15 protein-coding genes are annotated in these 13,609 nt (G+C 64.8%); 6 read left to right on the top strand and 9 right to left on the bottom strand.

Annotated elements, in window-relative coordinates:
• Positions 1 to 95 precede the first annotated feature (95 nt).
• Positions 96 to 1,058: an alpha/beta hydrolase gene (locus DQP58_RS07960; RefSeq protein WP_240629624.1), complete on the bottom strand. Its 963-nt coding sequence runs from the start codon at positions 1,056 to 1,058 to the stop codon at positions 96 to 98.
• Positions 1,059 to 1,238: 180 nt separating this feature from the next.
• Here DQP58_RS07960 and DQP58_RS07955 point away from each other — a divergent pair, with 180 nt between their 5' ends.
• Both DQP58_RS07955 and DQP58_RS07950 read left to right on the top strand, forming a co-directional pair.
• Positions 1,239 to 2,162, top strand: a complete 924-nt coding sequence (locus tag DQP58_RS07955) for an alpha/beta hydrolase (RefSeq protein ID WP_112707898.1) — start codon at positions 1,239 to 1,241, stop codon at positions 2,160 to 2,162.
• 401 nt (positions 2,163 to 2,563) lie between these two features.
• On the top strand, positions 2,564 to 3,121 hold the full coding sequence (locus DQP58_RS07950) for a CGNR zinc finger domain-containing protein (protein WP_240629622.1): 558 nt from the start codon (positions 2,564 to 2,566) through the stop codon (positions 3,119 to 3,121).
• A gap of 981 nt (positions 3,122 to 4,102) precedes the next feature.
• Here DQP58_RS07950 and DQP58_RS07945 read toward each other — a convergent pair.
• The 8 genes from DQP58_RS07945 to DQP58_RS07905 form a co-directional block, all read right to left on the bottom strand.
• On the bottom strand, positions 4,103 to 4,843 hold the full coding sequence (locus tag DQP58_RS07945) for an SDR family NAD(P)-dependent oxidoreductase (protein WP_112707897.1): 741 nt from the start codon (positions 4,841 to 4,843) through the stop codon (positions 4,103 to 4,105).
• Between the two features lie 74 nt (positions 4,844 to 4,917).
• Positions 4,918 to 5,265: a nuclear transport factor 2 family protein gene (locus DQP58_RS07940; protein ID WP_240629620.1), complete on the bottom strand. Its 348-nt coding sequence runs from the start codon at positions 5,263 to 5,265 to the stop codon at positions 4,918 to 4,920.
• Between the two features lie 38 nt (positions 5,266 to 5,303).
• Positions 5,304 to 5,732 carry a MarR family winged helix-turn-helix transcriptional regulator gene (locus DQP58_RS07935; protein WP_165827828.1) on the bottom strand — a complete coding sequence of 143 codons (429 nt, stop codon included), beginning with the start codon at positions 5,730 to 5,732 and terminating at the stop codon, positions 5,304 to 5,306.
• Positions 5,733 to 6,190: 458 nt separating this feature from the next.
• Positions 6,191 to 6,421 carry a DUF6400 family protein gene (locus tag DQP58_RS07925; RefSeq protein WP_112707895.1) on the bottom strand — a complete coding sequence of 77 codons (231 nt, stop codon included), beginning with the start codon at positions 6,419 to 6,421 and terminating at the stop codon, positions 6,191 to 6,193.
• A 213-nt stretch (positions 6,422 to 6,634) separates the two neighbouring features.
• Entirely contained in the window at positions 6,635 to 7,462 is an 828-nt protein-coding gene (locus DQP58_RS07920; RefSeq protein ID WP_112707894.1) for an acyl-CoA thioesterase, read from the bottom strand.
• 25 nt (positions 7,463 to 7,487) lie between these two features.
• On the bottom strand, positions 7,488 to 8,501 hold the full coding sequence (locus DQP58_RS07915; RefSeq protein ID WP_112707893.1) for a CobW family GTP-binding protein: 1,014 nt from the start codon (positions 8,499 to 8,501) through the stop codon (positions 7,488 to 7,490).
• A 104-nt stretch (positions 8,502 to 8,605) separates the two neighbouring features.
• Entirely contained in the window at positions 8,606 to 9,118 is a 513-nt protein-coding gene (locus DQP58_RS07910; RefSeq protein ID WP_112707892.1) for a methylated-DNA--[protein]-cysteine S-methyltransferase, read from the bottom strand.
• Between the two features lie 29 nt (positions 9,119 to 9,147).
• Complete coding sequence (locus tag DQP58_RS07905) at positions 9,148 to 9,924, bottom strand: isocitrate lyase/PEP mutase family protein (protein ID WP_112707891.1); 777 nt, start codon at positions 9,922 to 9,924, stop codon at positions 9,148 to 9,150.
• A gap of 275 nt (positions 9,925 to 10,199) precedes the next feature.
• Here DQP58_RS07905 and DQP58_RS07900 point away from each other — a divergent pair, with 275 nt between their 5' ends.
• The 4 genes from DQP58_RS07900 to DQP58_RS07885 all read left to right on the top strand — a co-directional run bounded on the left by DQP58_RS07900 (position 10,200) and on the right by DQP58_RS07885 (position 13,350).
• Positions 10,200 to 10,829, top strand: a complete 630-nt coding sequence (locus tag DQP58_RS07900) for a TetR/AcrR family transcriptional regulator (protein WP_112707890.1) — start codon at positions 10,200 to 10,202, stop codon at positions 10,827 to 10,829.
• Between the two features lie 40 nt (positions 10,830 to 10,869).
• Positions 10,870 to 11,541 carry an enoyl-CoA hydratase-related protein gene (locus DQP58_RS07895; RefSeq protein ID WP_112707889.1) on the top strand — a complete coding sequence of 224 codons (672 nt, stop codon included), beginning with the start codon at positions 10,870 to 10,872 and terminating at the stop codon, positions 11,539 to 11,541.
• Positions 11,542 to 11,614: 73 nt separating this feature from the next.
• Entirely contained in the window at positions 11,615 to 12,541 is a 927-nt protein-coding gene (locus DQP58_RS07890; protein ID WP_112707888.1) for an alpha/beta hydrolase, read from the top strand.
• Positions 12,542 to 12,741: 200 nt separating this feature from the next.
• A complete protein-coding gene (locus tag DQP58_RS07885) occupies positions 12,742 to 13,350 on the top strand; it encodes a TetR family transcriptional regulator (protein ID WP_112631346.1) in 609 nt (202 codons plus the stop codon).
• Positions 13,351 to 13,609: the final 259 nt, after the last annotated feature.

Here is a 13,609-nt window from a genome sequence, read left to right as displayed (position 1 = left end):
CGTCGTCGCCGCATTCACAGCCTCCGACACGCACGACGGAGGATGTCGGAATGGTCGAACGCGCCACCGCCACACCGACCGGGATCAAGTCGGAATCACGACTCATTCAGCCGAATTGGGTTATTTGACAAGCACTTCTCCTCGCCAAGGTGCGTTACGAACCAGTTCCGCGCGGCCCCTGCGGCCACCGCGAACCCGTCGCCGGTGTACGCCGCGAAGTGACCGCCCGATACGAAGACGATCTTTTTTGGTTCGGCTGCGGTCTGGTACGCGGCCGCCGCCAGGGACCCGCCTGTCAAGCCGTCCTCGCACCCGACGATCATGAGCAGCGGGGTCGGGGTGATGTCGGGCAGGTAGCGCGCCGGTTCATACCCGTAGAAGTTGTCGATGCTGCGCAATGACACCTCGTTGGGCCACTGTGGGTCCAACGAGGTGTGCGCCTCGGTGAAGAACGCGTAAGCGTCCGAGTCAGGCAGGCCCACCAGCGTGGCCGGATCCGCCCCGACGACCGGCACCATCTTTGGCGGGGCGCCGCGAGCGCGAGCGCGCCGGTCCGCGGTGAAGCATTCCGGGCCGACTACCTGATTGTTCACCCGGGCAAGGTTGGCATAGGTCGCCCGACCGCTGATGAACGGCGCCTGGCCGCAAACGGCTCGCACCCGCCGGTCGATCGCGGCGACGACGAACGCGTGCGCCGCCGAGAAGCTCGTTCCCCAGACGCCGATACGATCGGGATCGACCTCGGATCGGTTCTGCGCGAAGGTGATCGCATGTTGGTAATCGCGGATTTGCTCCCAGGGGTCAACTTCATGTCGTGGCTTGCCGGGCGCTGTCCCCGACTCGCCCCACCCCCGATGGTCGAAGACCAGCACGCACAGCCCGGCCTCGGCGAATACCTCGGCAAACTTGTCCAAGTGCATCTTCTTCGTTGAGGTCCACCCGTGCGCCATGACCACACAAGGACTTGCCGTGCCTGTTCGGCGGTCTCGCCGCCCGATGTACCACCACGCGTGGAGTGTGGCTCCTTCGGCATCGATTGCGACATCCTCACGCAGCACTCCTGATCACCCCTCGAAATAGTCTGCAATGCACACGTTTTCACAATGTGTCGGATGTCGTCTAATACCAAATCGGATGATCGGCCATACCTTGCGGGTATGGAGATCACAGGTTGGCCATTAGATAGCGATCGTTATATAGTGGCCGTGATCCTATGGTTCGCGACGAAAGGAAATTGAATGGCGGGCAAGCAGGCGGTCGATTTCGCCGAGTTCTTGGGGGAGATCGGGAGGCGATCTTCGAACGCCAACTTCGAGCTTGAAACGATTCGCGATGTCACCGAGAACATCCATGCGGCAACGAAGGAACCCGAAGGGGTGACATACGCCGAGGTGGATGCCGGCGGGGTTGAGGCCTTATGGTGCATCCCCGTGGACGCTGACCCCGAATCGGTGCTGCTGCACTCGCATATGGGTGGCAGCGTACTGATGTCGATGCATTCCGACCGGAAGGCAGCCGGGCACCTCGCGAAGGCGGCAGGCGCGCGCTCGTTAGTACTGAACTACCGACGTTCGCCGGAACACAAGTACCCGGCGCAAGTCGAAGATGTGCAAAGCGCCTACCGCTGGCTGCTCGAACAGGGCTACCGCCCCAACAACATAGCCAGTGTCGGTCACTCGATCGGTGGCTACCTCGCCGTCGAACTCGCCTTGCATCTGCGAGACCGCGGCGAGGCACTGCCAGGCGCCGTTTTATCCATTTCGCCGTGGACAGACGTCACGCTGTCGGGGGCGTCCATCCAAGGCAACTCCGAGCGGGACAAGCTGCTCACGCCGGCATTGCTCGAGTTGTTCCGGTCGTGCTGGCTCGACGGAACCGGCGTCGAATTCACCGACCCGCGGGTACACCTGCTGGGGGCCGACCTGTCCGGATTACCTCCCCTCGCGGTGTACTACGGCGAGTACGAACTGCTCGCCTCGGATGCCGTCGCTTTCTCCCAAAAGGCAAAGGAGGCAGGCAATGACGTCATCGTCCGACGGGTCGAGCAGGGCCAGCATTCGTTCATCATGGGGGCAGGCCGCGTTGACGAGGTCGACCGCGCCATCGCCGAAATGGGCCGCTGGCTGCGCTCGACGCTAGGACCCAAAACGGCGGCAGCCTAACAGCATGCAGCAGCCCGACTGATCATGCCCAAAGGTATTACTGCCGGCGATCGGTGGCGGATTCAGTATCGACCCCATGATCGGGGCGCGTAGGTACCGCAGTGACCGGGACGAGCGCGCTGCTCAATCCGCCGAGCCGGCCGGGGGATACGCGGAAGTCCTTTATTGGCAACGGCGGATCGAGGACCGGCGCGGCGACGCTGAGCCTGATAATTGGAGCAGGGGAGGCCTGGTGTTCCAACCGGCGCACTATGCGCATCCGCTAGCCGCGGCAGTGCCGGCAGCTGCCACGGCAACGCGCCGACAGACAAGCGACCCCCGCGGCGTTGCGCCTCACAACGATGCCTTCGCAACGGTTTGAGCCACACCACGGCAGATTCGGTGTCGCGCCCGGAGGCCTGGTGTTGGTTCAAGAGTTCCTCAACACCGCCCCCATCCAGGGGTACAACACCGACCTGCTGGCCGACGAAGACCTGGCAGCACAATGGTGCGTCGGTGCGGTGTCCAAGTGGGCGGCCCTGCGAGATGCCGATGCTCAACCGCCTTCCCTAAATGCAACGAACCTTGCCCAACTGCGGAACTTGCGCGAAGCGATCGCGAAAGTGGTCAACAACAGGTCACCGGATAGGCGACAGATGCGCTGTGTCAGCTCTGTTTGCGGAACGTTCTCGTTGTCCAACTCTGGTGCACTGTGGATGGAGCCAACCGGGAGCGGCTGGCGTTGGTTGGCATCTGCCGTCTTCAGCGAGATCTGCCGCAGCCAATGGGACGACACGTGGAAACGGATTAAACAATGCCGAAATTCTCTCTGCGGGAGAACGTTTTACGACCGCTCAAAAAACAACAGCGGGACGTGGTGCAACGTGAAGATGTGCGGAAACGCCGCAAACCTGCGAGCATCTCGGGCGCGCCGCCGCGAACGTCAGCGCGCGGCCCCGCAAGACCACCGGACACAATGAGGCGAGGGTCCAGCGAATCGCGGTGACGGCAAGTTAGACGTCCGGCATCACATGCCACCACCGGCGCCTTTGACGGCCGTCGGTCCGTCCGGAGCGGGTCCGATTCATCCGATGCAACCTAGGGTTGGGTTTACTTGTCACTCTGCATATTCGATTTCTGCCTATTCTCAACCTCGGCATCCGACAAGTGATGCCCAGCCGACTTCGCTTGCTCGCCGATGCTTGGTGCACGCAGGAGCCGTTATCTATTTCCGGGTGCCGGTCAGGGCGCGAGCGGACCGGATTCATTGCGGTATCGGTCCTCCACAGCGTCGGATGCGAGTCCCAGTGTGCGCGATGAGCACCACATCTCGCCGAGGAATGATGGGCCTCGTTGATAAGCGGGGAACCCGTTGCGCCGCAGGGCAGTACACAATAGGTTCACCTGACATAATGTCGCTTATCGGCAAAAGCGAATCGCGAGCTCACGCCGAGAATGGCGGTGACCAGCCATTTGGGGCCTTCGACCGCGCCTCCGTGCAGCCTCGCCTACAGCCGCGGCGACAAGCCTCATCGCGGGACGCTCAGTCCGGACACCGCCGATCAATGCCGGACGATCCACCCGAGCAACGACCGCCGGTCGGCAGGTTGCCCGCGCAACGGGTGGTTACTTGCCCCTCCTGCCTCCTACCCGCATACATCAATTCGTCACCCGTGACGAATATCCATATCCCGCAAGCGCTCACCCAGCCGCCGGCCCACGCGACCTCGCGCCGCCCGTCGCTTCACGCGGAGTCTGCCCATCCAATCGCCGGGAGCGGATAACGCAATAGCGCCGGCGGGGATCCGAAGCGATAGATGTCCCCACCGACCCGCGGTATCCCCATCCCCTCCCCACTGCCCGCCGCGACGAATACGTCACTGTGACGAATAGTGGTGGGGCGCATGACTATTCGGCGATCCATCCGAATCGCAAGCCGGACGCCTCTCGCGACGTCGAAGTCAGAGCTGGGTCTGCCCACCGTCGACAGCCAGCTCCGCGCCGGTCATGAAGCTGCTCTGATCAGACGCCAGGAAAAGCACCGCGGCGGCGATCTCCTCCGGGCGTCCTAACCGCTTCATCGGTACCTGATCGGCCATGCTGTCAAGCAGATCCTGCTTCTGGTCCCCAGGTGCCAGCCCGGCGAGTCCAGGGGTTTCGATCGGGCCGGGAACGACGGTGTTCACCCGAATCTTGCGGTCGACGAGTTCCGCGGCCCAGGTCCGGCCAAGGGACCGGATGGCCGCCTTTGAAGCCGCGTAGAGGCCAAATGCCGGGACGCCTTCGGAGGCCGCGGTGGAGCCGGCGAGGATGATCGACGCGCCCTCATTGAGCAGCGGCAGCGTCTTGTGAACGGTGAACACCGTGCCGGCGACGTTGCGATCAAAGTTGTCCCGATAGTGTTCCGGAGTTACATCGGCAAGGGCCGCAAAGTCGCCACCCCCCGCGTTGGCGAAGACTACGTCAAGTCCCTTCCCATGCGCAGAGATTTCGGCGGCCAGGATATCCAGTTCGTCCGGCTTGCTGATATCGCCTTGCACTCCGTGGGCGCCGATCGAGGCGGCTGTTTCGTCGAGGCGGGCGCGGTCGCGGCCGGTGATGAAGACGTATGCGCCTTCGTCGACGAACCGCTTGGCCGTAGCTAGGCCGATCCCTGAGGTTCCACCGGTGACCAGTGTCGTCTTTCCGTCGAGCTGTCCCATGATCGGACTCCGTTCTTTAGCGGGGGTGCGTCGTCGCATACAACGCAGGTGATTTATCACCTATTCCGTCGTGTTCAACACCGTCCACAACCGCACGATCCGTTCATTGGATATCTCGGCCACGTCGAAGCCCGAGGCGACAGTGCTGTCGTCCGGGTGCGAACTTCCCATGCGAGAAGCCCCAGCCCGCGGGTCTGGCGGACCGGACCCGCCTTGACGAAATGGAGGCCGGCGAGATTGGCCTGCAGCGCAGCGGCTTTGGCGTTCAGTCCGTCATGACCGGACGCGGTACCTTCGTTGTCGATCCGCTGCACATCATCCGCATACGTCTCGGTGATCGCCTCGGCACGGCGCTGCGGGTCGCGTTCGTCGAATACGGCCAGCAGGTTGGCTTCCATCAGATGACTGATGACATCGCTCACGGGACAACCCTCTCGATTAGATGATGTTTCACCTAATTCTAGCTCAGCGCGGGTGGTAGCGAGCTGTTGTGGTTGAGGTTGACGTGAATATGCTCCAGGGCAGCGGTGAATGGTGCGAGCAGGTTCTCGGGCAACGGATCGAAGAACAGCCTGCGTACCAGGTCTACGTGACCGGGAGCGGCTTCGTCGATGGCCTGCCGCCCGCGCGGGGTGAGGACGACATTGGTGGTCCGGCCATCACCAACGCTTGACCGCCTTTCGGTCAGGCCGCGTTCCTCCATGCGCCGCAACTGATGCGACAGCCTGCTGCGCTCCCAGCCGATGTCCGCCGCCAGATCGCTGACGCGCATGCCGTCGCCGCGATGACCGCTGAGTGCGACCAGCACGTCGTAGTCAGCCAGCGACAATCCGGATTCCGCCTGCAACTGGCGGTTCATCTCGTAGTTCATTCGCAGCTGTACGCGCATGTAGGTGATCCAGGCGCGCTGCTGTTTCGGCGTTAGCCACATCCGCTTCGGTGATGTGTCCCGCGCTTTGCTTGTCGTCACGCTTTCAGTATGACGGCCTTCACGCCGTTTGAAGCCAACCCCGGTGGTGTTGGTGCGGTCGACCTTGTCGTGAGCCCGATCCCCTCCCCATTACTTGCCGTGGCGAATACGTCACTGTGACGAATAGACCCGCAACTAAGAGCCAGCGTCATTGGCGCTCAATCCGCTACCGCATGGGGCGCGTGCGGCGATGCGTGTCGGTCGACCAAAGGTGACCGCAATCCGAGCACTGCAGGTGCACCAGCGTGCCCCTGTTGCTCAGGAGATACTGCCAGTGCGTATCGCAGTTACGGCTGCTTCGGCAATTGCCACATTTTGCGCGGTGATCGCAGCGCGGGCAGGGCAACCATGCGCGGCGGGCACGGTCGGCGGTCGGATCAATCGGCAGCACGAGCGCCCGTCCGTTCGGGCAGCACGCCGGCGCGGACCAACTTGTCGTAGACCCGTTGCTGCTCGTCGTCCAGATTCGAGTACAACATTTCGTAGGCCTGTTCTTCCTGGGCGAGCACGGCAATAGGGTCCCAGTCGTCAGTCATCGCCTCGACCACTGCGCTGCGTCGGCGCGCCTCGTCGAGGGTCAGGTCATAGGCGAAGTTGAGGTCGGCCATAACGCTCCCAGCCGTTAGATTTGCGAACGAACGGCCAGGATGACCCGATTGATGTCGGCCGGGCTATGACCCCCGTCACTGTTATTGGTTGAGCTTCGTCACACTTGGCCTCGCGCACGACCACCGCACCGGGCGCCTGACCCGGCCTGCAGACCCCGATTCCCCTTCCCCGCCTTCATCGCCGGCAATACGTCGACGCGCTGCTTGATGGTCTCAGTCGGTGTGCGGCGGGAAATACATCTCTTGTTTCACGGTGCACACCAATGTGCCGTTGCGGTTGAACATGGCCCCACTCGCCAACGCCAGCGAACCAGCGCTACTCGGCGCGGACCGGTCGTAGAGGAGCCAATCCGACAACGCCGCGGGGCCGTGAAACCACACCGAATGGTCTCGTTGAGCGGACGCCCCGACACCACCGCGCGCCGCATATGCCGGCTCCGTCAACGTCACCGCCGACAGGTAAGCCACCAGGCTTGCGGTCAACACTGGATCATCGGGAACGTGGCCGTCGGGGCGCCACCACATCGGCGCGCGTGCGGGCGGAGCGACCTCGGTGTCGATGATGCGCCGCTCGAACCAGCGCAGGCTTGCCCACTGCCCTCGGGCGCGCTCGTGGGACTCCGCCAGATGCGGCGCAACCCACGGCAGGGATTCTGGGGCAACAGCCGCCGGCATGGGCGGTTGGTAGACGACCTGCGCGTTTGCAGAATCGGTGACCTTGAACGACGACATCGCTTCCATCAAAATCTTGCCGTCTTGGCGCGCCGTCACCCGGCGCGCCGAGAACGTCCGGCCCTCTTGAAGGTCGACAACCTCGAAGTCCACCGGCCGACGCGAATCGCCGGGCCGCAGGAAGTACGTGTGGACGCTGTGCGGCGCGCGGCCCGGCGAGGTGTGGCTTGCCGCCATCAAAGCCTGAGCGGAGATATGGCCACCCAGAATGTGGTTGGCGGGCGCGGGCAACTGCTGCCCGATGAAGAGCCACTGGTCGACCCTCTCGAGCTCCAAGGTGGCGAGCACGTCGCCCAGCGAAGATGACATCGAGACGTATCTTGCCGGACTTTTCTCAGGCGCTGAGTCGCCGGTACCGCTCCAACCGCCGCAAGGCTTGCGCCGGCGCCGCCCCCGGCGCGGGCTGCAGTGCGTTGTCGAGTCGGGCGCGGACGGCGGGGACGTCGAGATGCATCCCGATGGCCACGAGACAATTGGCCATGGCTCCCTGCGGCGCCTTCGCGATGTGGATTCCGCTGCCCACCAGATTGACGACGTACTCTCGTGCGGTCATGCGGTGCCGCACCGCGACGACGCCTTTCAGCCTGAACACCTGCGGCGGCGGCTCTTCGAGAAGGTCGACCAGGGCATCGGGGTCCACGCAACCGGAGCTGCTGACCGTGACGGCATCGGCGTGCACGTGCACGTGCTCGGGGTCGTGCTCGGGCGCCAGGTCCAGAAACGAGAGTTGCCCGGCCTGTCCGGACGCGGCCGAGGCGTCGAACAGCAGTTCCGGGTCTATTTGGCCACCCGTGGTGCCGACGACATGTACGCGCGGATTCCGTTGTGCCGCCCGTTGCGTGACGAGGTGCAGCACCGTCGACCGCTCATCTTCCGAAACCTGGTCGAGCTTGTTCACCACGATGAGCGACGCTGCGCCGTAGCGCACCGGCGGCAGGGCGCCTCGGTCGACGGTGTCGAAGTGATTCACGGCATCGACGACGTCGACAAGCCCACCCGGCCGGACCCCGCGTATCTCACTGAAGCCGATGAGCCGCGCGATCGCCACCGGGTCGGCCAGGCCGCTGGCCTCGATGACAATGGCATCGAGGCGCCGAGCGGGGTCGGCGAGCTTGATCAGTGCCTCATCGAGCCCGCCGCCGTCTGGCAGGCAGCAGATACAGCCCCCGGCGATCGAGGCTGGTTCGTCGACCTGACCGGCCACCAGACCGGCGTCGACGTTGATATCGCCGAAGTCGTTGACCACCACTCCGATTCGCGTGCCGGGGTGGCGCAGTAGGTGGTTGAGCAGCGTTGTCTTGCCCGCTCCGAGGTGACCGGTGAGCGCGATGACGGGTATCGCAGCCAAACGTCTCACCCTCCACATCGAGTCCGGACAGTCGATGCTAACCGGCGCAACATTCACCGGCTGCGTCCGGTTGTGATGTCGCGCAGCGCAATCTATCGATCGCGCTAGAAAAGCCTGCCGGCGACCACGGGTTCCGGCTCTTCGAGCTCCAGCAGGAACCGCTTGCGCTTCAGCCCACCCGCATAGCCGGTGAGGGATCCGTCCTTTCCGACGATCCGATGGCACGGCACCACGATGCTGAGCGGGTTGCGCCCGACCACCTGGCCGACTTCGTACGCGGTGGTGCCATCCCCTAATTCCGCGGCCAGCTCGCCGTAGGTTTTCGTCTGCCCGTAGGCGACGCCCGACAGCACATCCCACACGCGTTGCCGCCGGAGGTCACCCACCACCGCCAGCGGAAGATCGAACTGCGTGCGCTCGCCAGCCAGGTATTCGCCCAGCTGGTCGGCCGCGCGGGCGAAAAGTTCGTCAGCCGCCGCCTCCACCCGTAAACCCAGTGTGTCGGCGGTGGGCGGATGCCAGTGATGCCGGAAATATACGCCCGCCAGAGCGTCGCCGCTGGCGACGAGCGTCAGCTCACCCAGCGCGCTGTCGATCACCGCGTGTCGTATCGGCATCCACTCAACCTCCTCAGAGCGCGAACTAATCACCTTGTCGCCGAACGCTGCTCGTAGTCGACCAGCCGTGACTGCAGCTCGGCGTAGGGCGTGGACGGCGGTAAGACGCCCCCATCACGGACGGCTCGGGCCGCCGAGGCGGCGGCAAACAGCCCGGCGCTGTAGGGCATCGACCCGGTGGACACGCGCGCCACCCCGAGCGCGCCGAGCTCGCCGAGGGACATCGCGGGAACCGGCAGCGTGTTGATGGGACGCGGAATATTACGAACGATTTCGGCAAGCTCGGCGCGGTCGTTGGCCAGTGGCACGAAAACGCCGTCGGCGCCGGCCTCGACGTAGAGAAGCGCCCGCTCGATGGTGCTTGCCGTGTTGGCCTGCTGGCCTAGCCAGTACGTGTCGACGCGGGCATTGACGAACACCGCGGGGCTGCGGCGTTTGATGGCCGCCACTTTCGCGGCCGCGAGGGCGGGGTCGATCAGCCGTCCCTCGGTGCTGTCTTCGATGTTGAGTCCATCGACCGGCAGTCGCGCGACGTAGTCGGCGACCGCATCCGGGTCATCGCTGTAGCCGTCTTCGATGTCGACGCTGACGTAACAGCCCAGCGACGCCATCTCGGCGGCCAGAGCGACGTTGGCCTCGCGGGTGGCGCGCCCCCCGTCGGCGTGACCGCTACTGGAAGACAACCCGAAACTGGTGGTTCCGATAGCGGTGAAGCCGTCCGCCAGGTAGGCCAATGCCGACGGAACGTCCCAGGCGTTCGGCAGCACAAAAGGTGCGCCGCGGCGATGGAGATCGTGAAAACTCATGGCTTGCCTCCGGATGCTGTCCCCACTTCGGCCAGGTACCGACTCACCGGTCATTGAGTAGACGCTCCACAGCCGACGGATGTGAGGTCCGAATGAATTATCTCGGGAGCCGCTAATCGGCGCGATCATTTTTCGCTTACGAGCCGGGTCAGCTGCGCGGCGCCGACCAATGCACCACCTTCACGGCGGTCATCTCGTCGAGAAGTTCATTGCGCCCGGCGGCCGGGAGCGCCCCGGCGCGAATAACAGAGCGCTTGCTCTGTTATTGTGGGCGAATGCCACGCCCGCGCATGCATGATCCCGACGGGGTGCTCGACGCCGTCGAGGAGCTGGTGGCGCGGTCAGGCCCGACCGCGGTGACCATCCGAGCCATCAGCGACGCGGTGGGCGTGTCCAATGGCGCTGTGTACCATACGTTTACGTCGCGCGGCGGATTGATGGGCCACGCTTGGCTGCGGGCGGGTCGGCGTTTCTTGGCGGTGCAGACGTCGCTCGTCGACGAAGCGATGGCCGGTGCCGGCCCCGGCGGCCCCATCGATGCCGTGGTGGCCGCCGCCGAAGCGGCGGTGGTGTTCGCAGAGCAGTATCCCGGCTCGTCGACGCTCGTGTTGCGGGTGCGCCGCGAGGATGTGCTCGCCGACGATGTTCCCGACGATGTTGCCGGTGAGCTGCGGCATCTCGACAAGCTGCTCGTGGCGTTGCTGGTGCGCCTTGCCATCGCGGTGTGGGACCGCAAGGACGCGGCGGCGCTGGACACGATAACCAGTTGCGTCGTCGATCTGCCCACCGCGCTGCTGCTGCGCCGCGACCGGCTTGGGAGCACCACGACCCGGGCGCAGCTACAAGCAGCCGTACGCGCGGTGCTCGCGGTGGGACCTTCTCCGCCGCGACACCGGCGCGCATGACCGAGATTCGGAGATATCAACGCAACCCAAGAGGAAACACATGCCCGTGACATTGGACTACGCCGACGAAATCGCCATCGTTCGCCTCGGCGAGAACGAAAACCGTTTCTCGCCAACATTTCTGGATGAGATCGATCGAGCGCTCGACCAGGCCGTCGCCGACGGCGCCCAGGGACTGGTCACCACGGCCGGCGCAAAGTTCTACTCCAACGGTCTGGATCTGGACTGGCTGAGCGCCCACACCGACCAGGGACAGTGGTACATCGGCCGGGTGCACCGGCTGCTGGCACGCATGCTCACCCTGCCCCTGCCGACCGCGGCCGCCGTCGTGGGTCACGCGTTCGGGGCCGGCGCAATGCTGGCCATCGCGCATGACTTTCGCGTGATGCGCGCCGACCGCGGATACTTCTGTTTTCCCGAGGTCGACATCCGCATCCCGTTCAACCCCGGCATGGCCGCGCTCATCCAGGCCAAACTCACTCCTCGCGCCGCGGTCGCCTCGATGACCACCGGCCGACGCTTCAGTGGCCCCGATGCGGAGGAATTCGGCATCGTCGACGCCAGCTGCGCCGACGGCGCGGTCACCGACGCGGCCCTCGACCTGCTGCGACCGCTGCAGGGCAAGGACCCCGGCACGCTGGGGGCGATAAAGCAGACCATGTTCGACCGCGCGGTGCGCTCACTCACCACTGACCAAGACGGTTCGCACTAACTGCTGCTGGACACCGCGCGCGTTCCTGTATGGTCAGCGATGTCTGCCGGCGCAAGGGAACAGGGGGCCTCGGATGGCAAACCGGCTCCCGGACAACGACTTCACGTCCCCTCACGTCCTGGATCCCGGCCTTCGCAAGGTGGCGCGGTTCGTGCCCCGCGGCTACGCCCTGCACCGCGGGCTGAGGGTTCAGCGCGCCCTCATGAACCTGATGGGCACTGCGGGGCGCCTGCGCACCGTGCCCGTCGCGGCGGTCAACCAGCACGTCAGCGTTCGTCTGCATCGTCCGGCCGGCCTTCCCGACCGTGCGCCCGCACTGCTGTGGATCCACGGCGGCGGCACCATCATGGGTCACGCGGCCCAGGACGATAAGTACCTGCGCAAGCTGTCTGAGCGCACCGGATTTGCGATTGCCGCGGTGGACCACCGGTTGGCCCCCGAACACCCCTACCCGATCCCGGTGGAAGACTGCTATGCGGCCCTGCTGTGGCTGGGACGCCAGCCCTGGGTGGACCCCGATCGAGTCGCCATCGGTGGGGCCAGCGCCGGTGGGAATTTCGCGGCCGCGGTGGCCCAGCGGGCGCACGACCGCAACGATGCCCAGATCGCCTTCCAGATGCTGGTCTATCCGATGCTCGACGATCGCACCGGCGCCAAGCGCGACGGGTCCCGGCGCATCGTGTGGACCGAATCCGACAATCAGCTGGCCTGGCAGTGGTACCTCAACGGGGCCGATCCCGAAGAGGCCGCACCGGCTCGTCGCAAGGATCTGTCAGGGCTGCCGCCCGCGTGGATCGGCGTGGGCACGCTGGACCTCTTCTATCAGGAGAGCCTGGAATACGCGCGGCGCCTGCGCGAGGCGGGAGTGCCGGTGCAGGAGGAAATCGCTCCGGGCGCCTTCCATGCGTTCGATCAGATTGCAGAGAAGGCACCCATCTCGACGAGGTTCTTCGAAAGCCAATGCGACTATTTGCGGGGCGCGCTCACGCCAAGCGGGTGACCGCCGTGGTGCAACGCAGCGTGCGCATCGCCTAGTCGAATTACGTTGGGCTGCACCGGTTTACCAACCGGTGCCCCATCGGCCCGGTTGCCTGGGTTAGGTCGGCCGGACTTTGCTGCCAGTCACAACGCACTGGGCGGCGGACCCTCGATGCGACACCTTTTGACTGCAAAGTGTGCACAAGGTGCAACTATATGAGTATGGCCAATCCCGTAGGGCTGCGAGAGCGCCGTCGTCGCCAGACGAGCGCCGACATCCGCGACGCCGCGGTGCGCCTGACGCTGGAACGCGGATTCGACAAGGTCACCGTCGACGAGATCTGCGCGGAAGCCGGAATCGCCACCCGCACCTTTTTCAACTACTTCCCCAACAAAGAATCCGCCCTGGCCTACGGCCCGTCGGACATACCGCCGGAACTGGTGGCGGATTTCGTCGCCGCCGGGCCGGCTCCCTACTCGGTGGTGTTGGCGGAGTTGATCACCTTGGCCGCCCACCACCTGCGCGACGTGCCCCCGCGACGCGAGCACGCGGCCCACATGCTGGAACTCGCCAAGACCTCGCCCGCCGTGTTGGCGGCGTTCCTCGCCGACCTGGAGCGTTTCCAAAACCAGTTGACCGACATCATCGTGCGTCGCCAGGCGATGCAGCCCGACGACGAGATGGCTGCGCTGATTTCGGCGCTGGCGTTAACGGCGGTGCGGTCTGGCATCGAGAGGTGGGCCAGCGGCGAGGCGAATGAAACCGCCGACACGCCGATGCCCTATGTTGAGCGGGCCGCCGCGCTGGTGAACAGCATCTTCACAAAGTGACCTGAAACACCAGTAGCAAATGTTGCATGCAGTGCAAGATATGCACATCATGTACTATGCGCTGGCGGCGGTACGCGGGGAGGCTTCAGCAACAAGGCGAACCGGGTATCGGCGCCGGGGACGTCAACCGGTGTGGGTGGGCAGCATTCACCGCGCTTGACGCTCCAGCGCGCGCGAACCGTAGCAATCGACGCAATTCGTTGTTGAGCAATGCGACTTGTGGGCACTCACCTGCCCACGACTTCCGGTCGCGCAAACG

It is taken from the genome of Mycobacterium colombiense (assembly GCF_003284975.1).
GTDB lineage: Bacteria > Actinomycetota > Actinomycetes > Mycobacteriales > Mycobacteriaceae > Mycobacterium > Mycobacterium europaeum_A.
The sequence above is the reverse complement of the archived record's forward strand: the minus strand, read 5'-3'. Positions and strand labels throughout refer to the sequence as shown.

Excerpts from the sequence above, each read along its gene's own strand:
- DQP58_RS07955 (WP_112707898.1), top strand. The coding sequence starts at position 1,239 with ATGGCGGGCAAGCAGGCGGTCGATTTCGCCGAGTTCTTGGGGGAGATC.
- DQP58_RS07945 (WP_112707897.1), bottom strand. The coding sequence starts at position 4,843 with ATGGGACAGCTCGACGGAAAGACGACACTGGTCACCGGTGGAACCTCA.
- DQP58_RS07935 (WP_165827828.1), bottom strand. The coding sequence starts at position 5,732 with ATGCGCGTACAGCTGCGAATGAACTACGAGATGAACCGCCAGTTGCAG.
- DQP58_RS07925 (WP_112707895.1), bottom strand. The coding sequence starts at position 6,421 with ATGGCCGACCTCAACTTCGCCTATGACCTGACCCTCGACGAGGCGCGC.
- DQP58_RS07920 (WP_112707894.1), bottom strand. The coding sequence starts at position 7,462 with ATGTCATCTTCGCTGGGCGACGTGCTCGCCACCTTGGAGCTCGAGAGG.
- DQP58_RS07910 (WP_112707892.1), bottom strand. The coding sequence starts at position 9,118 with ATGCCGATACGACACGCGGTGATCGACAGCGCGCTGGGTGAGCTGACG.
- DQP58_RS07905 (WP_112707891.1), bottom strand. The coding sequence starts at position 9,924 with ATGAGTTTTCACGATCTCCATCGCCGCGGCGCACCTTTTGTGCTGCCG.
- DQP58_RS07900 (WP_112707890.1), top strand. The coding sequence starts at position 10,200 with ATGCCACGCCCGCGCATGCATGATCCCGACGGGGTGCTCGACGCCGTC.
- DQP58_RS07895 (WP_112707889.1), top strand. The coding sequence starts at position 10,870 with ATGCCCGTGACATTGGACTACGCCGACGAAATCGCCATCGTTCGCCTC.
- DQP58_RS07890 (WP_112707888.1), top strand. The coding sequence starts at position 11,615 with ATGGCAAACCGGCTCCCGGACAACGACTTCACGTCCCCTCACGTCCTG.
- DQP58_RS07885 (WP_112631346.1), top strand. The coding sequence starts at position 12,742 with ATGGCCAATCCCGTAGGGCTGCGAGAGCGCCGTCGTCGCCAGACGAGC.